The sequence below is a fragment of the Pseudomonas sp. GV071 genome, from assembly GCF_003050835.1.
Lineage (GTDB): Bacteria > Pseudomonadota > Gammaproteobacteria > Pseudomonadales > Pseudomonadaceae > Aquipseudomonas.
In genome coordinates, this window is sequence record NZ_QAOJ01000019.1 from 14,295 (window position 1) to 30,504 (window position 16,210).

21 protein-coding genes are annotated in these 16,210 nt (G+C 55.9%); 10 read left to right on the forward strand and 11 right to left on the reverse strand.

Translation table 11 applies throughout. The annotated features are described in order from the left end of the window. Window positions 1-2 precede the first annotated feature (2 nt). Window positions 3-989 (forward strand): LLM class flavin-dependent oxidoreductase, encoded by a 987-nt coding sequence (locus tag C8K61_RS25635; RefSeq protein ID WP_108099707.1) that lies wholly within the window; start codon window positions 3-5, stop codon window positions 987-989. On the opposite strand, the gene C8K61_RS25640 is transcribed toward C8K61_RS25635, so the two are convergent. From C8K61_RS25640 to C8K61_RS25650, 3 genes are all read right to left on the reverse strand, one after another. Continuing rightward, window positions 986-1,270, reverse strand: a complete 285-nt coding sequence (locus C8K61_RS25640) for a YciI family protein (protein ID WP_108099709.1) — start codon at window positions 1,268-1,270, stop codon at window positions 986-988. The two genes, C8K61_RS25635 and C8K61_RS25640, sit on opposite strands and share 4 nt — an antisense overlap. 79 nt (window positions 1,271-1,349) lie before the next feature. Beyond that, window positions 1,350-1,964: a nitroreductase family protein gene (locus C8K61_RS25645; protein ID WP_108099711.1), complete on the reverse strand. Its 615-nt coding sequence runs from the start codon at window positions 1,962-1,964 to the stop codon at window positions 1,350-1,352. A gap of 53 nt (window positions 1,965-2,017) precedes the next feature. Then, window positions 2,018-2,374, reverse strand: a complete 357-nt coding sequence (locus C8K61_RS25650) for a putative quinol monooxygenase (protein ID WP_108099713.1) — start codon at window positions 2,372-2,374, stop codon at window positions 2,018-2,020. Window positions 2,375-2,539: 165 nt separating this feature from the next. Here C8K61_RS25650 and C8K61_RS25655 point away from each other — a divergent pair, with 165 nt between their 5' ends. Beyond that, window positions 2,540-3,439, forward strand: a complete 900-nt coding sequence (locus C8K61_RS25655) for a LysR family transcriptional regulator (protein ID WP_108099715.1) — start codon at window positions 2,540-2,542, stop codon at window positions 3,437-3,439. Here the strand turns inward: C8K61_RS25655 and C8K61_RS25660 are convergent. Beyond that, entirely contained in the window at window positions 3,436-4,791 is a 1,356-nt protein-coding gene (locus C8K61_RS25660; RefSeq protein ID WP_108099717.1) for an MFS transporter, read from the reverse strand. The genes C8K61_RS25655 and C8K61_RS25660 overlap by 4 nt on opposite strands. A 215-nt stretch (window positions 4,792-5,006) precedes the next feature. Here C8K61_RS25660 and C8K61_RS25665 point away from each other — a divergent pair, with 215 nt between their 5' ends. The 5 genes from C8K61_RS25665 to C8K61_RS25685 all read left to right on the forward strand — a co-directional run bounded on the left by C8K61_RS25665 (window position 5,007) and on the right by C8K61_RS25685 (window position 7,609). Beyond that, window positions 5,007-5,831: a class III extradiol ring-cleavage dioxygenase gene (locus C8K61_RS25665; RefSeq protein WP_108099719.1), complete on the forward strand. Its 825-nt coding sequence runs from the start codon at window positions 5,007-5,009 to the stop codon at window positions 5,829-5,831. Further along, window positions 5,828-6,499 carry an alpha/beta hydrolase gene (locus C8K61_RS25670; protein ID WP_108099721.1) on the forward strand — a complete coding sequence of 224 codons (672 nt, stop codon included), beginning with the start codon at window positions 5,828-5,830 and terminating at the stop codon, window positions 6,497-6,499. The genes C8K61_RS25665 and C8K61_RS25670 overlap by 4 nt, the downstream gene beginning before the upstream one ends. 11 nt (window positions 6,500-6,510) lie before the next feature. Continuing rightward, window positions 6,511-6,813: a helix-turn-helix transcriptional regulator gene (locus C8K61_RS25675; RefSeq protein WP_108099723.1), complete on the forward strand. Its 303-nt coding sequence runs from the start codon at window positions 6,511-6,513 to the stop codon at window positions 6,811-6,813. A gap of 21 nt (window positions 6,814-6,834) precedes the next feature. After that, entirely contained in the window at window positions 6,835-7,122 is a 288-nt protein-coding gene (locus C8K61_RS25680; RefSeq protein ID WP_108099725.1) for a LysR family transcriptional regulator, read from the forward strand. 166 nt (window positions 7,123-7,288) lie between these two features. Further along, the gene (locus C8K61_RS25685) at window positions 7,289-7,609 is read left to right on the forward strand and encodes a hypothetical protein (RefSeq protein WP_108099727.1); all 321 of its coding nucleotides are present in this window, start codon (window positions 7,289-7,291) and stop codon (window positions 7,607-7,609) included. Between the two features lie 66 nt (window positions 7,610-7,675). On the opposite strand, the gene C8K61_RS25690 is transcribed toward C8K61_RS25685, so the two are convergent. The 5 genes from C8K61_RS25690 to C8K61_RS25710 form a co-directional block, all read right to left on the reverse strand. Continuing rightward, on the reverse strand, window positions 7,676-8,320 hold the full coding sequence (locus C8K61_RS25690) for a thioredoxin domain-containing protein (RefSeq protein WP_108099729.1): 645 nt from the start codon (window positions 8,318-8,320) through the stop codon (window positions 7,676-7,678). Next, window positions 8,317-8,748 (reverse strand): disulfide bond formation protein B, encoded by a 432-nt coding sequence (locus C8K61_RS25695; protein WP_108099731.1) that lies wholly within the window; start codon window positions 8,746-8,748, stop codon window positions 8,317-8,319. Before C8K61_RS25695 ends, C8K61_RS25690 begins: the two co-directional genes overlap by 4 nt. 139 nt (window positions 8,749-8,887) lie before the next feature. Further along, window positions 8,888-9,217 (reverse strand): hypothetical protein, encoded by a 330-nt coding sequence (locus C8K61_RS25700; protein WP_108099733.1) that lies wholly within the window; start codon window positions 9,215-9,217, stop codon window positions 8,888-8,890. A 73-nt stretch (window positions 9,218-9,290) separates the two neighbouring features. Further along, window positions 9,291-10,250, reverse strand: a complete 960-nt coding sequence (locus C8K61_RS25705; protein WP_256589557.1) for a cation diffusion facilitator family transporter — start codon at window positions 10,248-10,250, stop codon at window positions 9,291-9,293. Between the two features lie 95 nt (window positions 10,251-10,345). Further along, on the reverse strand, window positions 10,346-11,200 hold the full coding sequence (locus C8K61_RS25710; protein ID WP_108099737.1) for a DNA-binding protein: 855 nt from the start codon (window positions 11,198-11,200) through the stop codon (window positions 10,346-10,348). A 78-nt stretch (window positions 11,201-11,278) separates the two neighbouring features. Here C8K61_RS25710 and C8K61_RS25715 point away from each other — a divergent pair, with 78 nt between their 5' ends. The 3 genes from C8K61_RS25715 to C8K61_RS26710 all read left to right on the forward strand — a co-directional run bounded on the left by C8K61_RS25715 (window position 11,279) and on the right by C8K61_RS26710 (window position 14,218). Further along, a complete protein-coding gene (locus C8K61_RS25715) occupies window positions 11,279-12,400 on the forward strand; it encodes a site-specific integrase (protein WP_108099739.1) in 1,122 nt (373 codons plus the stop codon). Between the two features lie 402 nt (window positions 12,401-12,802). Continuing rightward, on the forward strand, window positions 12,803-13,279 hold the full coding sequence (locus tag C8K61_RS25720) for a hypothetical protein (protein WP_146174336.1): 477 nt from the start codon (window positions 12,803-12,805) through the stop codon (window positions 13,277-13,279). Window positions 13,280-13,324: 45 nt separating this feature from the next. Continuing rightward, window positions 13,325-14,218 (forward strand): hypothetical protein, encoded by an 894-nt coding sequence (locus tag C8K61_RS26710; protein ID WP_146174337.1) that lies wholly within the window; start codon window positions 13,325-13,327, stop codon window positions 14,216-14,218. Between the two features lie 59 nt (window positions 14,219-14,277). On the opposite strand, the gene C8K61_RS26715 is transcribed toward C8K61_RS26710, so the two are convergent. Together C8K61_RS26715 and C8K61_RS25725 are read right to left on the reverse strand one after the other, a co-directional pair. Then, on the reverse strand, window positions 14,278-15,324 hold the full coding sequence (locus C8K61_RS26715; RefSeq protein WP_146174338.1) for a hypothetical protein: 1,047 nt from the start codon (window positions 15,322-15,324) through the stop codon (window positions 14,278-14,280). Window positions 15,325-15,333: 9 nt separating this feature from the next. Next, window positions 15,334-16,203 carry a TniB family NTP-binding protein gene (locus C8K61_RS25725; RefSeq protein ID WP_158272543.1) on the reverse strand — a complete coding sequence of 290 codons (870 nt, stop codon included), beginning with the start codon at window positions 16,201-16,203 and terminating at the stop codon, window positions 15,334-15,336. Between the last annotated feature and the right edge of the window lie 7 nt (window positions 16,204-16,210).

The following is a 16,210-nucleotide window of genomic DNA, read 5'->3' on the forward strand; positions in this document are numbered from 1 at the left end:
TTATGACTGCACTGTCCGTGCTGGACCTGATGATGATCGGCGAAGGCAAAACCTACGCCGACACCCTTGAGGGCGCACGTCTGCTCGCGCGCCACGTTGAGCAACACGGTTACAACCGCTACTGGATTGCCGAGCACCACGATCTGCCGGGTATCGGGTCCATGGCCACGCCTCTGATCGTGCAGCACCTGGCTGCCGCCACCAGCACGCTGCGGGTGGGCGCCGGCGGCGTGATGCTGCCCAACCATTCCCCGCTGATTGTGGCCGAGCAGTTCGGCACGCTGGACACCTTGTTCCCGGGCCGCATCGACCTTGGCCTCGGCCGCGCACCCGGTAGCGGCGGCGCGACAGTGCGCGCCATTCGCGGCATCGCGCCGGAACGGGACTTTGACCAGGACGTACAAAAGGTGCGCAACTACCTGGAAGACAATGGCCGTGAAGCTGTGCACGCCCTGCCTGGCCGTCACGACATACCGATGTGGATTCTGGGTTCCAGCCTGCAAGGCGCCGACCTGGCCGCACGGCTGGGGCTGCCCTACGCGTTCGCCTCGCACTTTGCGCCACAAATGCTGATGCACGCCCTGGCCCATTACCGGGAAAATTTCCGCCCCTCCGCGTACTTGCAAAAGCCGTACACCATGGCCGGGGTGAACGTCATTGCCGCCGATACACGCGCCCAGGCGCAATATCTGGCCAGCTCTCATCAACAATGGGTGGTGAGGCTGCACGCAGGGCGTCCAACGCTGCTGCCGGCACCGGAGGAAGGCTACCTGGCAAGCATCACACCAAGGGACCGACAGGGACTCGACCAGGCCATGGCCTGCACGGCTATCGGGGATAAAGAGGATGTCGGCACGTGGCTGCGCGAATTCATCGCCACCACCGGCGTAGACGAGTTGATGATCGATGCGCGCATCTACGATTCAGCTGCGCGTTGCCGCTCGTATCAGTTGGCGGCGGAATCGATTGGCGACCTGCTCACTCGTTAACGGTTGTCGACGCGCTTGATAAAGGGACGGACGTCGATAGAGGCCCAGACATTCGCCTGGTTAAAGGGGTCGTTTTGCAGAAAGCGGGTCACGGCTTCTAGGCTGGCGGCTTCATAGAGAAAGAAGCTGCCGATCATGGTGATGCCGTCCGGTTTGGTCAGCGGTCCCGAGATGAGCGTTTTGATCGGGGCCGTATTGAGGTACGCCTTGTGCGCCTCGTAGTGTGCCAGTCGCCGCTCCAGAGCATCGTCGTGATCCAGGCAATAGACGGTGATGTTCATCCGTTCATTTCTCCGAGTTCGCCTTGATAAGGGTGTGTCCGGTCGCCGCGACCGAACACACCGCTCAGCCTAAGGCTGCTTAAGCAAAGGTCAGTACTTGAGTAACAGCCAGACGCGGCTTTTTCGGCCAGTTGTCTGCAGCGGCACGCCCGACGGTAACCAGCATGACAGGCACATCGCTAGCCTCAAGATTGAATGCCTCAGTCACGGCGCCCGCATCAAAACCAATCATTGGGCAAGAGCCCAGATCCAGACCTTTGGCAGCGAGCATCAGGGTCATGGCAGCGAGCGATGCGGAGCGAACCGCTTCATCGCGCTGGAACGCCGGGCTTGGGCCGTACATGTTGCTTGCCGCGCCTACCCAGCCTTCGTACGTGGCGTCGTCAAGGATACCGACGGATTTTGCTGACGCCAGGGCGGCGGGCAAGGTCTCTTGAATGCCCAGTTTGCCGCACACGATAAAGGTGACAGCAGCGTCCAGCACTTTCTGCTGACCGTAGGCAGCAGGATGCAGACGGGCTTTGGCTTCGGCCGAGCGCACGGCGATGAACTTCCAGTTTTGACCATTGAACGCGCTGGGCGCTTGGGTGGCCAAGGCAATCAGCTCGCCGATTTCTGCATCTGATAACTGATGGGTTGGGTCGTAGTTGTTGACCGATGTGCGGGAGGTAATGGCTTCAATAACGGGGTTCATGGTTCATCCAAAAAGGCCGGGGAATGAGAAGAGATGGCTGCCTGGGCGGAGCCTCAGGTGCGCGTAAAACCGTCGAACGAATTCATGTACACCGCGCCGAAGGCGTCGAGGTGTTTGCGGGTTGGCGCGTCTGGATTGCCGTAGACCAGCAGGCTGGTGATCTCTACCAGTTCAAGAAATTTGGCCCCATAGGGCGCGAAGGTTTCTTCGATATGGCTGACCACAGCGTCGGCACGGTAGCGCTCAATGATGTGCGCCTCGGTGTGCGCATCGTTCACGCTGTATTCGTACATCAAAGTGCCGGGCTCTTTGCTGGTGGCGGCGACGATCTTGGCCACAAGTGCTTTGAACTCAGGGAAGTTCTCTGGCGCCAGGCGCAGGGTAAAAATGCTGATGACTTCGTCTTTCATGGTGGCGTCCTCACAGAGGTAAAGGGCCAACCGTGCTGCAGATGCAGGCGGCCGGTTATAGCGTCAGCGGCCATGCTAAGGTAGAGCGACAGGCGGATAAACAGCCTACAAATCACAGATAGGTAGCATCATTTGCTACCAGCGTTTACTTCCAGGAAAGCGGCAATGACCTCCGAAGATTCGTTCAGCGGCATCCATATTTTTCTCGCGACCGCGCGCTCGGCGACTTTTACCGAGGCGGCGGAACGACTGGGACTTTCGAAATCGGCGGTGGGCAAGGCGATTGCCCGCCTTGAGGCTCGGGTGGGTACCAGCTTGTTCTATCGCTCCACCCGGCGCTTGTCGCTGTCGCCGGACGGCGAGGCCTACTTCACCGTGTGGTCTGCCGCCTTGGAAGAAATCAAAGCCACGGAAAGCAACCTGGGCAACAAGCTCGGGGTGCCCACCGGACGCTTACGGGTAGACATGCCGGTGGCCTTTGGCAAACAGGTGGTACTGCCGGTACTGCTGGAAATGAGCAAACGTTTTCCGCAACTGCAACTGACCCTGACGTTCAGCGATCAACTGGTCGACCTCACCGAAGAAGGCATCGATCTGGCCATTCGTTTTGGCAGCGTAGACAGCGTGCCCGGCCTGGTCGCCCGACGCCTCACCTCGCACCGCTGGGTCACCTGCGCATCGCCTGCCTACCTGGCCGAACACGGCACCCCGCTCGCTCTTGAAGATTTGGCGCACCATCGCGGCATCGTTGGTTATCGACGCGGCAGCCTGATGCCCTGGAAGATGACCCAAGCCGGTCAGCCGGTAAAATTCGCGCCGCCACCGACTTACCAATTCGACGATGCAGAAGCGATGATCGAAGCCGCCCGCGCCGGCCTCGGCATTTGCCAAATGCCGCTGTGCCTGTTTGAAAAAGATATCGCGCGCAACGCAGTGGTTACGGTACTGGAGCCGTTCGAGCCGGCACCGGTAGAGGTGCATGCGCTGTGGTCAAAGAGCAACCACTCGCGGCCGAAGATTCGCTACCTGGTGGACGAGTTATTGAAGCTCCACGGCCGGGATTAGGCCTTACCCCGGTTAATCAGCGTCATTGCGACGATGCAGACCACCAGAGTGATTGCGGACACCAGCATGGCATTGGACATGCCGTGGGCAAAAGCCGCCGCATCGGCTCGGGCGATCAGGGTTCCGAACACCGCCACGCCAATCACCCCGCCCAACTGCCTGGCCGACGCCATCAGCCCGGACGCAATGCCGGCATCGTGCTGAGAAACCGAGGCCAGCATGGTGTTGGTGATCGAAGGTACCGAGCAGGCGCTGCCAATACCCACCAGCATCAAGGCGCCGTTCAGCAGCCACAGCGACGAGTGCGGACCGATTTCTGCCAGTGCCAGGAAGCCGATTACCTGAATGCTGAAGCCGGTGGTGATGATGCGTTTGGCGCTTACACGACGGGCAATTCGCGAAGACAGTAAGGTCGACAGCGTGAGTACTGCCGTCAGCGGAATAAACGACAGGCCGGTTTTGAAGGCGTCGTAATGCAGCACAGTCTGGAAGTAGATGCTGAACACAAACACGGTGCCGTAGAAGGTGAAATTGATCACCGCCCCGGCCAGCGACATGCTCACCAAACCGGCGTTGGTGGCCAGGCGTGCGGGCAGCATCGGTGCGTTTACATGGCGCTCCACCCACACAAATACCCCTAGAAAACACACCGCGATAGCCAGCGCCGAATACGTCAACAGCGTCCAACCTTGGCCGCTGGATTCAGTCAGCGCATAGGTCAGCGACGCCAGGCAGACCGCGATGCTGAACTGCCCTCCTGCATCGACACTTTTTTCCACCCGTGGCGATGGCGCGGCGTAGCGGCTGATAAGCCAGATCGCCAACACACCGATGGGCACGTTAATCAAAAACACGCTGCGCCAGCCCAGGTAGTCAATCAGCAGCCCACCCAACACAGGCCCTGCGGCCAGCGCGATGCCGCCGCACGCACCCCACAGTGCCACGGCCGACTTGCGCCGCTGCGGGTCTTCGAAAGAGATGCGAATGAGCGTGAGCGACGTCGGCACCAAAAAGGCCGCGCCTACGCCTTGCACCAAGCGCATGGCAATCAGCATCGGCATGTTCTCGGCCAGGCCGCAGCCGATGGAGCCCAGAGTAAACACAGCAAAGCCGGCGGTGTAGGCAGTTTTCGCACCCCATTTATCACCGCAGGCACCGCCCAGTATCAGCAACGCCGAGAACACCAGCGCGTAGCTGTTGATCACCCACTGCAAACCGGTGAGGTCGGTATCAAAGGCCTGTTTAAGGGCGCCGAGGCCCACGTTGACCACGCTGACATCGAGCTGGACGACGAGAAAGCCTAAGCAACAAGCCAGCAGGATGGGCTTGAGAGATGGCGAGGTTGTAGTCATGGGCGCTCGAAAAAAAGAGAGGCGGCAATGCTAACCAAGGAAAAGCATCAGAAAAACGACCTTGAGCTCGCCAATGGGTAGACGTCAGGGCTACGGCCGCCCCATTTGATTGTTTCACTCAGCGGAACGGTTATTCACAAAGGCGCGTATTTATCGCCGAAACTGAATCTATAGACTTTGGCCCATGTCCATTAACCCCTAAACAGGATTCCATCATGAGCCAGGCCTTTCCCGTGCTGTTCGTGTCCCACGGCGCGCCGACCTTTGCCATCGAGCCCGGCCTGGCCGGCGCGCGCCTGGCTGAGCTTGGCCGTTCGCTGCCACGCCCCACCGCAATTGTCATTGTCTCGCCGCACTGGATGACCCGCGGTGGTGTGCGGGTTGGCAGCAGCGCAACGCCGGAAACTATTCACGATTTTGGTGGCTTCCCGCAGGCACTGTATCAACTGCAATACCCGGCACCGGGAGAGCCGCAATTGGCTTCGCAGATCTGCCACCTGTTGTCCGGACGCGGCATTACGGCAACCACCGAAGCGAACCGCGGCCTGGACCACGGCGCCTGGGTGCCGCTGTTGCACCTGCTGCCCGACGCCGACGTTCCGGTTGTTCAAGTGTCGATGCCCTACCCGCTCAGCCCGCAAGGTGCCTGGGAATTGGGCCTGGCGTTGAAGCCGCTGCGCGAACAAGGTGTATTGATCATTGGCTCCGGCAGCCTCACCCACAACCTCTATGAGTTCCGCGGCCACGATGGCGATCCGGCCGAGTACGTTGCACGGTTTGCCGACTGGACCCGCGACGCGCTTGAAGCAGGCGACCTGCCAGCGCTGCTCGACTACCGAAACACCGCCCCCCAAGCGGAGCGTGCGCACCCCAGCGACGAACATTTCCTGCCGTTGTTTTTGGCACTTGGCGCCGCCGGCGAAGATTACAAGGTGGATGTGCTCGAAGGCGGTATCGCCCACGGCGTATTGGCCATGGACAGCTACCTGTTCAACAGCCCATCCGCGTCCACTGTTATTGAGGAGTCCACTGCAGCATGAACGCACCATTAGCCATTTCCGACCTCCAGCAAGAGCCCGAATCCGGCCTCCAGTACCGCCGGGTGCTTAGCGCTGATGCGCCACGCGCGCGCTTGCTGCTGTTACACGGTGTGGGCGGCAATGAAAGCAACTTGGCCGGCCTTTCCAGCTTTATTCCGCATGACGTGGAAGTGCTGCTGGTACGCAGTCGGCTACAAATTGGCGCCGACGGCTTCGCCTGGTTTCAAGTGAGCTTCACCACCACCGGGCCGGTGATCAACGAAGAGCAAGCCGAAGTCAGCCGCCAGAGCCTAGTGCAATTCGTACAAGCGTTGCCGCCACTGCCAACGGTGATTGCCGGCTTCAGCCAGGGCGGAATTCTCAGTGCCAGTGTGGGTCTTAGCGCGCCGCACTGCGTGGCGGGCTTTGGTCTGCTCAGTGGGCGAATTCTGCCGGAACTGGCGCCACACATTGCCGACGCCAACACGTTGAGCACACTCTCGGCCTTTGTCGCCCATGGTCATGCAGACAACAAACTGCCGGTGTCCTGGGCACAGAAGGCCGACGCCTGGCTTAACCAATTGAACGTGAAACATGAAACGCACCTGTACGACATGGGCCACGAAATCACCGCCGAAGAGGTGGAAGATTTTGTTCAGTGGCTGAAACCCTTGCTGGGAATCGTGTGAGGGTTGAGCCGATGAAAGCCGACGTCGATGTGCTGCTCAAAGCCTTGGCCAGTCCGATGCGCCGGCAAATCCTCGGTTGGCTGCGCGACCCGGAAAAGCACTTCCCGCAGCAGGAACATGCATTCCTGCTTGGTGTGTGTGCCGGGCAGATCGAACGCAAGTGTCAGTTAGCCCAGTCGACGGTGTCGGGCCACCTGACCACGTTACAGAGTGCCGGTTTACTGACCTGCCAAAAGCTTGGCCAGATCCATTTTTTCAAACGCCGCGAAGACACCATCGCGGAGCTGGCGCGAACGATGGAAATGCGGCTGTAAAGATGGGGGCTGAGTACTGACATGATTATCTGCGAAGACACATTCGACGCTCTCGACCTCAATCTGCTGATGGTTTTTCTGCGTATCTACAAAGAGCGGAGTCTGACCTTGGCCGCAAAGAGCCTGGGCGTAACACAGCCCGCCGTCAGCAACTCTCTGGCAAAACTGCGCGAAAAATTTGGCGACCCCTTATTTACCCGTGTGGGCCGAGGCGTTTCACCCACTCGCGCTGCAGATAAAATCGCTGCCGAGCTATGCCCCGCAATGAGGCAGATCGAGGTCACCCTGCTCTCGTACCTCAAGAACTAAGTAAGTGCCGCCATATCAGTCCATCAGGCCAAACACCTGGCGGTGTCCATCCATCCGTGCCATCGATAATTGGCATTACCCAATACACGTTCCATCTGGCCGTCAGAGCGGGAAAATAGTGCCATCGAAAAACCCACACTCGGCGTACCGCCACAAGGACATCCCCATGCGTATGGTTCTCTCTGCTTTGGTTGTTTTAACGCTGCTGACTGGTTGTGCCTCTGTGCTTGACCAGCCAACAGTCGCGTTGGCAACGGATAAATCCCCGGAAGAATTTGCCGGATGCGTCATGCCGAAGCTTGAAGCACAAGCCCTCAATCCTTCCCTCTCTCAGGGGCAGCGGCACTATAGGATTTCGCTCACCAGCGCCGTCGCAGCGGACAAGGTCATCGACGCCTTCAAGGCATCGGCAGGTAGCAAGGTGTTCGTTTATGAGCGCACGGTGCTTGCTGCTGAGTTTGAGCAAGCGGCCAGAGATTGCGTTTAAAGACAGACGACATGTGAGTGTCTTGGCCGATAGCCGCCCCGAGTGATCAGGGCAGCTAGCCTGGCACTACTTGGCTTGGGCCATTTCGCTTTTGATCAAATCGTATAACGGCTGAGCGCCAAACTCGGGCAGGGGCTTGCCGTTCACGAAAAAGGTCGGCGTTCCTTGCACACCCGCGGCCTTCGCATCGGCCGCATCTTGCGCCAACACCGCATCGATCTTGGCGGACGTCATCTGCTCCCTGGCTTTCTGCACATCCAGCCCCGCCGCTTGCGCCGCAGCCCAAGCCTTTACGATCTGCGGGTCGTCATGCCAGCCCGGTTGCGCTTCCAGCACGGCCTCCAGCACCTGCGGGAACACGCCTTGCTGGCGTGAGGCCTCTAGGAGCCGCACGGCTTGCTCCGAACCCGGATGCAGAAGCACATAGCGCAGCACCAAACGAATGCTGCCAGGGTTCTTCGCCATCATGTCTTTGACGATGGGATAAAACGCCCGGCAACTTTCACAGGAGGGATCGAAGAACTCCACCACGGTCACTGGCGCATTGGCGGGGCCGAAGGTTGGCGAGTGGAAACGCACCAGGTAGCTCACGGTTTGTGCGGGCACCTGTGGCATGGGTTTCTCTACCGTCGCACGGTAGAAATAAGCTGCAGCAGCAAAGCCGACAACAGCAAGGATCAGAACGGACAGTACGGTGGCGCGTCTGCTCATGGCAGGAGTCTCCGGCGAATCTGGATAAGAAGAATGATGATCAGGGTGAACACACCCACCGAAAGAAGCGGTAACGGCAGGCCGCCGAGAATGGTCATGTCGGCGCCTGAACAGGACGGCCCTGCCCCACAGGGCTTCAGGCTTTCGGTGATGAGGCCGGTGTAAAGCAGGCTGTGGTACAGCGCGATCAGCCAGCCGGTGGCCGCAACGGGCAAGGCGTAGCGCCACACACTGAAGTCGGTCAGGTAGCAGGCCACGCCGAGGATCACCACCAGCGGGAACATGAATGCGCGCTGAAACCAGCACAGTACGCAGGGCGCCTGGCCCATCACTTCACCGACAAACAACACGGCCAGGGTCGAGGCAACCGCAAGGAGCCAGGCGGCCAGAAGCAGCCACCAAGTGTTCAAGGATCGCTCAGTGGTCATGGTCAAAGACCTCTGGTTTCGTCACGGTGGGCAGCAGGTAGCAGCGCTGCGAAGGCGGGACGAGCCCGTCCGCCGCTGCGAAAAAATTGCGAATACATGGAAGGTTCCTGAATGAATGAGTCCGAGCCCCAAGGGGCTATCAGGTCAGCATCCAGGCCCGCGGCGGGCGTTTGATCAGGAAGATGGGCGACGGCGGCAGCGCGTGCTGCGCAGCGTCTATGCGAGCAGACTTCCTGCCCGGGGAGGTAAAGGACAATACAGCGATCAGATGAGGAATGTCGTGGTGATGGTCGCCCAGGTGCGACGCATGTAAATGCTCCACGCCCGCAGCCTGCTGCAATGGCTCGGCAAACTCGCACGTAGCACTCAACACTCCGGTAGCTGGCGAAACCGTATGCGCCGCCCAGACCGTGAACAAGGCGATCACGAGGGCAAACAGCAACAGTGCGGGTTGGGTTCTACCGGGCATTTGCGTTCTTCATTCAAAGCAGCGAGGCATTATCACCACGAACAGGGAAAGCTGAAAGCCTGTGTGCGCTCCGCTAGTGCTTATGATCATGGTCGTGCTCGTGCTCGCTTTCAGTGTCGTGCGCACGCAGGCTTCCTGGCGGGTCGACCTGCACGGTCACATGATCGATGGCGTAACGCTCGCGCAGTCGTGCTGCAACCTGCGCAGGGAGCGCTAGCGTATCCGCCCCTGCCAGAGGCGTGACATGAATGGTGGCCACAATACTGTCGTCGGTCAGCGTCCAGGCATGGAAATGCCCGGCCTCGGCAACGCCCGGCACTTGCGTGACATCACGCTCTGCCGCCTGGATATCCAGGCCCTGCGGCACTGCCTGCAGCAGCACCCGCAGTGAATCCGCAACCAGTGACCACGCCGACTTCACCACCAGCACGGCTACCAACACCGATAACAGCGGGTCGAGAAAACTCCAGCCGGTGAACATGATGCCGATCGCTGCCGCGATTGCGCCGACCGAACCCAGCAAATCACCCATCACATGAATCAGTGCACCACGCAGATTGCTGTCGCTGGAGCCGCCCCTGCTGAGGATCAATGCACCGACGATGTTTACCACCAGCCCGATTACCGCGACCACCAACATCGGGCCGGCGAGGATTTCGGTGGGACTATTGAGGCGGCGGTAGGCCTCCCAGGCGATCCAGATCACCAACAGCAGCAACGCGACGCCGTTGGCCAGCGCAGCGAGCACCCGCACGCGATGAAAACCGTAGGTGCGTTGTGAGTCCGGCGCGCGTGCGGCCACGCGGTAGGCGATGAGTGCCAACAACAACGCCGCTGAGTCGGAGGCCATATGGCCGGCGTCGGCGATCAGTGCCAGCGAGCCAGAAATGGCGCCACCTAGGGCCTGGATACAGGCATAGGCGGTAGTCATTACAAAGACGATGAGAATTCGACGGGCGTTGGCGGAAGATACCGAGACGGCGTGGGAGTGGCCGGGCGCGGAATGATTACGGCCCGCTGATTTTTCGTTCAAGGTATGCCTATTTGTCTGTCTGGCTAGTGAAGGTCAGAACGTGTGGGGCGAAAGAGGTTCTTCAGAAGAACGACGACATGTGAGTCGACTCTCAATCACACAGGCTTCTTTGCACGCGGCTTACGCTTGGCCGCCGCATTTTGCTGCTTCTGGGAAAGCTGCCGCTCTAAGGTATCGCCCCTAGCTTGTTGCGCGGCTGCTTTCTGTTCAGCCTGGCTGAGCTCGACCTGTATCGCAGCCAATCGGCGTTGGACTTGCTCCAGTTGACGGTTGGCAGACTTGAGTTGCGCAAGAACGCCTTTGTTTTCCTCGCGGGCACGATCTACTTCGCGGTGAGCACGCTCCTCTACACCTCGTGCATAAATTTCCTGGGCTTCCCTTTCTCGTTCCGCCTTTATCTGAGCGTTCTGCAACTGCTCTTGGAGCGTCAGCCCCTGTTGCTGTGCGGAATCACGCTCGCTAACTAGTGTTGCTCGCTGCTGTACCAAATCTTCAATTTGCAGCTGGCGATGTTCCAACAAAAGCTCCAGATCAGCTAAACGTGTCTCGGCTGATTGCCTGGCATCGGCTGCTTCAGCCGCACGTTGGCGAAAAGTGGCCGACTCACGCCGTGCCTGCTCCTCAACCTCAGCAACTCGCTCACGCTCGGCCGCGACGACCTGACGTTGATCGCTAAGGCTGAGTTCGGCGACGCCGGATGCCAGGTGAATTGCTTGCTGCCACACCTGCACAAACGCTTGCGACACCTCCGCCGGCAACGCCGGCAGACGTGTTTCCCCGCTAAGTCGCTCGGCGAGCCGCGCCCACCAGATATCAAGCAGCCCGCCAACGCGCGCCGGACTGCCCCGTCCGAGTTCTAGCCGCACACGTTCAACCGTGGGGCGCTCACCGCGTGCCAACACAGCGTCAGCAGCCGCAAACACGTCAGTTTCGGGTACGCCTACCGCCATGGTTCACCTCGGGCTATATTAGGTCTGATAATGAAAGATTATCCGACCTTATTTGATTGATAATGGAATAATAATACGTTGAACGTATTGGAAATTACACAGCAGCTTCCGTTGAGCGACGAACCGCTGCTAGAGCCGCATTTGCTCGCTGAAAGCGCCCAGGAAGCCGCCAAGGCGTTCATCGCCGGCGGCACTGCAGCGAACACTGTTCGAAGTTATCAAAGCGCCCTCACCTACTGGTCCGCCTGGTTGCGACTGCGTTACGGCGTCGCATTGGGCGATAAGGCGTTGCCCGCAGAACTGGTTATTCAATTCATCGTCGATCACTTGGCGCGCCCTCTAGAAGACGGCTCATGGACGCATCTACTGCCTGCGTCGATCGACGCAGCGCTGGTAGCAGCGCGCGTGAAGGCAAAGCCTGGTCCGCTGGCGCATAGCACTGTCAGCCATCGTCTAGCGGTGCTAAGCAAATGGCATCGACTCAACGATTGGGATAGTCCCGTCGAAATGCCTGCGGTTAAAACCCTACTGCGAGATGCCCGAAAGGCACAGGTGCGCCAGGGCATAACCGTACGCAAGAAGACGGCTGTGGTGGCTGAGCCTTTACAAGCAATGCTGGCCACGTGCACAGATGGCGTACGCGGAATTCGAGACCGCTCCCTCCTCCTTCTAACCTGGAGCGGCGGCGGCCGTCGGCGATCAGAAGTGGTAGCCATGCAAATAGGCGATGTCCGCGCGCTAGACGCTGACACGTGGCTTTATGCATTGGGAGCTACGAAAACCGATAGCAGTGGTGCTAGGCGGGAAAAACCCCTACGCGGGCAGGCAGCCGTCGCGCTAGCGGAATGGCTGGCGGTCGCCCCTGCTGATTCGGGGCCTCTGTTCAGGCGCATGTTTAAGGGAGACAAGGTAAGTACTCTTGGCCTTTCAACCGATCAGGTCGCGCGCATTGTGAAACGGCGGGCAAAGCTGGCTGATTTGGACGGTAACTGGGCTGCTCACAGCCTTAGATCGGGCTTCGTGACAGAGGCTGGCCGGCAAGGAGTACCTTTAGCCGAGGTCATGGCGATGACTGAACATCGCAGCGTTGGAACAGTTATGGGGTACTTTCAAGTCGGCACTCTTTTGAACAGCCGCGCAACGACCCTGCTAGCCGAACCGTTAACTCCGCCTGATCAGCGCGAACACGAGCACGGCTAGTCACCCACCACAAATCAAGCCGAGCCGAGCCGAATAGCGCAACATATGACGACGAAGGCGAGTTATGAATAATTTTGCGTGCTTTAACTACCGATCACTCAACCTATAGATTGGGGACACCTATTCGACATGCCGCAATCGCCATGAGTTAGTAGATCAAGGAGTGATAGCTGGCGCCCCATATTTCGATTAATTCTAACTAAATCCTTGGAAGTACGCGCATACCACGATAATAGAGATTAGCTTTCAACTACTAATCAGCTTGGGGTACAAAGCATGAGAACTGACGGCAAATCGATAGCTCCAGTTACTAGGCTAAAGGTTCATACCGTGTTCAGCCTCGCAGCGGACCCTCGAGATTGCATTCATGAAGAACTTGTACGAACTTATCGGATGAGAGTGATGGCCTTTGACGAGCGCAGCAGCTATGACTTAGAGGAGGTGCAAGTCGGACTGCTACATATCCAGATCCTGCGTTTCGGTGTAGCACTCGATCTCGGATATGACCCCGCAGACTTAGCTAAAGAGGTAAGCGAAGATGTCTTCAGAATCTATTCGGCGCTTCAGGAAGACTTCGGAAACATAGGCGACGGAATGAATCAAAATTGTCTCATGGTGTCGCACCTGTCTTTCGACGAGCCCTATCGAGGCAGTACCTTTGAATTAAGCACGCTTAGAACTGCCTTGATCGGGTTAAGCTCAGGTGTGTCTCGTGTGTTTCTTCCTCTAAGCGTGGTTAATCCTCACATAAACCCTAGGGACCTCAAAGAACTGAATGCCACTGCTCTGCCGTTTTGCAAACTAGGGTTTAAGCCGCTTAAGTTGGGAAGTTGTATTCTATGGCTCGACCTAGAGTTGCTCAGTTTTTGGAAGGCATAAAATCGCAAAAATGGCAGTGGGAAACGAGAGAGAGAGAGAGCAAAATTGGATTACTCGACTAAATATCTGCGCTGGCTCGCAGCGAAGAGATTGCTTGAGTCTCAAGGAATTGAGTCTCCGCCCTTTACTCAGCTGAAAAAAACGCTCAGTAAAAACACTTTGAAATCTTATGCTGACGCTGTGAGACGCTATCAATTTATATGCGGAGGCCCTTTGCCAGCAAAAACGGAAAACATTCTCAAGTATTTAAACGCTCAAAAACAATCAATGTCTCCAGGGTCGTTGAAAGTTTTTATTGCTGCAATATCCAAATGGCACAGCGACATTCACTTTGAAGACCCTACACAGCATTTAGCCGTACGCATACTAATGGACCACATACAGAACACAAGCAGCCACGAGAAGCGAAGCCAACTGCGCATAGAATTTTCAGATCTAAAAAAAATGATGGGCTTCCTTGATGAGGTCTCTTACGAAGATAAAGTAGAAGACTTTCTGCCTCACTCGGTTAAATACTTATCTTCTACAAGAAATAAATGCATACTGCTGCTAGGCTATTGGTGCTCGCTCACCCATCAACAGATTGTGAACATTCATTTCAGCGACCTGCAATTTAGCGATAATGGATTAAGTATTAGACTATCTGACCTCCCCGGCGAGGATAAACATATTTTCGTTAGACGAAAGAAATGCTGCTGTCCCACTAGATCGATAGAAGAATGGATTAGTGCTTCCTTATTGAAGAAAGGCCCCTTATTTCGAAAAATTTCCAGATGGGGAATAGAGACGGGATGTCTCGCACCTGAATCACTGAACTCAATTGTGAGCTCAATTTCAAAACAGGCGGGAACTGCGAACATATTCACTTATACTGCGGTACGAAAAGGTCTTGCTGTGAGCAAAAATAATATCAATAAAAAAAGATCAACGAATTTTTGAGGAGAAGATCCGGTCATCTGAAAATAAACAGCGCTGCTGATTACGCGCGCTAGGTAAAATTAAGAGTTATCCACAAACCTTTTGCACAGGGCTCGCAGCTCCAAAGGATACATTTGAATTCGACTTTCAAACCACCTCCTTCCTCCAACTTCCGGATTGCCCGAAACCAACAGATATAAAAGCGCTTTATTTTTTGGAATCATCATACCCTTATAGCCTAACAAAATTCTCACACGATCCCAGCGTTTTGCCGCACCAGGCAATCCTAAAAGGAAAGAAATAATTGCTAAGGCCAAAAGTCGAGGGTATGGCTCCTTTATTTCTAGGTGAGCTGAGAACCTATCATCCTCGTGCCTGAATACTGTTCTCTCAACTGAAAAGTTTCGGCCTGTTATTTTTTTTGCAACTTGAAAGCAAAAAGGGCGAGGCTCAACATAATGAGTATGGCCTCTTAATATGAGCGAAAATAAATCGTATACAACAGCAAGCTCAGGACCAGCAATGCTCTCCTCCCAAGCGACAAGTAGCATAATTCTCTGTTGAAGCAATAGAGCTAAATTAACAACCTCATGATCAAGTCTGCTCAATAAAGCAGCACCATTTACCGAGGACTTCGCGTGAATTGGCCAGACTGAAGACGTGACTTCATGCTGATACTCTTGATCAATGACAATTCGGCAAGCTTCAGTGGCCCTATGCTCCGTAGATCTACTTAAATTAAAACCAAGGCTGCACATTTTAGTACCGTGGATCTCGCAAATCACGTACCAACCGTAAGACCAAGCCTCTCTCCAAACCGCTGTTTTAACTGCTTTCATGTCACCCTTTACGCAGTCTGAGCAGAAATTAACTCGCCTTAAGGGCGGCGCGAGCATGAACCCCGTTTTTGATTTAGACCTGAAAAAAATATCTGGAGGCGCAAAAGGTAGTAAAGCAATAAGCTCCGAAATTTCTGAGTCTGAGTAATAGTCAATATCACTAACCTCAGGAGATTCCAGTAGCCTCCGAACGCCTTTGATATTGACATTAGCCCCATCCTGTGAGGCGTAAACTATCTGTCTCTCAAGCCAAGAGGATATGGTCTCACCAACTTCAAATTCAGTCACTAATTCCACCTACTCAGAAAAAGGCATATCCCGGCCCTTCTTGATCAACTCCAAATCTATTTCTTCACGCCCTTCTAGAACTGCCCATGATGCTGCGTTACACAGGATTTTAACAATCGCATCCAGCACGCCGTCCGACTCTTTAATTAAGTGCCTTACAATTGCCGGCTTTCCTAACTTGGATGGAGATTTAAGAGGAAATGTCATAGCATAACTTTCGACAAACGAACGAACACCTTGCTCGTCTTGCCAGCGGGCCAATTCAATCTTGGTGAACCTCCGAGAAAACTGAGCATCAGAATCGATAGCATCATGGCAGTCCTCAGTACCGAGCCCTATTACTATGAGGTGATAAGGCGACCCCGAAAGCTCTTTTAATAGCTTCATATTTTTAGCTTGATCCGAGCGATTAGCATGGAGCATGTCATTCACTTCGTCTAACACTATCCCTCGGACATTACGCGCTGATAAAGCTGCAGCGATTCTTCCATCCTCAGTTTTTCCGCTCCGGTATATGTTCCCTGTAAGAGCGCCTACTAAATCATCGCTAAAGACTTTATGGCCTGTCGCGTGCCTTGCTCTGATGGTCATTGAGGCAAGAATCTCTTCATTATTATTACCTCCACTACCGTGCAACTTTACAATTCTCTGGTAAATTGAGCTCTTCCCCATCCCTCCAGCGGAAGAAATTAGTAAGCAAGGAGATTGATGCTTGTCAGGCAAGCGCATCATATATCTGACGTATGCTAATATTTTAGCAGCCTGAGGGTATTCCACCCAAATATCCTCGTTTATGGCTTGAATGCGTATCGCGTCTTCGGCCTCAACGATTATTCTGCGAGATGGAACAACATGAGCATATTTATCTGAGTCACTCATATCAGCC

Coding starts and splice junctions, on each gene's coding strand:
- C8K61_RS25650 (WP_108099713.1), bottom strand. CDS start 2,374: ATGAAAGACGAAGTCATCAGCATTTTTACCCTGCGCCTGGCGCCAGAG.
- C8K61_RS25725 (WP_158272543.1), bottom strand. CDS start 16,203: ATGAGTGACTCAGATAAATATGCTCATGTTGTTCCATCTCGCAGAATA.
- C8K61_RS25690 (WP_108099729.1), bottom strand. CDS start 8,320: ATGAGCAGACGCGCCACCGTACTGTCCGTTCTGATCCTTGCTGTTGTC.
- C8K61_RS25660 (WP_108099717.1), bottom strand. CDS start 4,791: ATGACTACAACCTCGCCATCTCTCAAGCCCATCCTGCTGGCTTGTTGC.
- C8K61_RS25710 (WP_108099737.1), bottom strand. CDS start 11,200: ATGGCGGTAGGCGTACCCGAAACTGACGTGTTTGCGGCTGCTGACGCT.
- C8K61_RS25675 (WP_108099723.1), top strand. CDS start 6,511: ATGAAAGCCGACGTCGATGTGCTGCTCAAAGCCTTGGCCAGTCCGATG.
- C8K61_RS25685 (WP_108099727.1), top strand. CDS start 7,289: ATGCGTATGGTTCTCTCTGCTTTGGTTGTTTTAACGCTGCTGACTGGT.
- C8K61_RS25680 (WP_108099725.1), top strand. CDS start 6,835: ATGATTATCTGCGAAGACACATTCGACGCTCTCGACCTCAATCTGCTG.
- C8K61_RS25700 (WP_108099733.1), bottom strand. CDS start 9,217: ATGCCCGGTAGAACCCAACCCGCACTGTTGCTGTTTGCCCTCGTGATC.
- C8K61_RS25665 (WP_108099719.1), top strand. CDS start 5,007: ATGAGCCAGGCCTTTCCCGTGCTGTTCGTGTCCCACGGCGCGCCGACC.
- C8K61_RS25640 (WP_108099709.1), bottom strand. CDS start 1,270: ATGAACATCACCGTCTATTGCCTGGATCACGACGATGCTCTGGAGCGG.
- C8K61_RS25695 (WP_108099731.1), bottom strand. CDS start 8,748: ATGACCACTGAGCGATCCTTGAACACTTGGTGGCTGCTTCTGGCCGCC.
- C8K61_RS25645 (WP_108099711.1), bottom strand. CDS start 1,964: ATGAACCCCGTTATTGAAGCCATTACCTCCCGCACATCGGTCAACAAC.
- C8K61_RS25655 (WP_108099715.1), top strand. CDS start 2,540: ATGACCTCCGAAGATTCGTTCAGCGGCATCCATATTTTTCTCGCGACC.
- C8K61_RS25635 (WP_108099707.1), top strand. CDS start 3: ATGACTGCACTGTCCGTGCTGGACCTGATGATGATCGGCGAAGGCAAA.
- C8K61_RS25670 (WP_108099721.1), top strand. CDS start 5,828: ATGAACGCACCATTAGCCATTTCCGACCTCCAGCAAGAGCCCGAATCC.
- C8K61_RS25720 (WP_146174336.1), top strand. CDS start 12,803: ATGGCCTTTGACGAGCGCAGCAGCTATGACTTAGAGGAGGTGCAAGTC.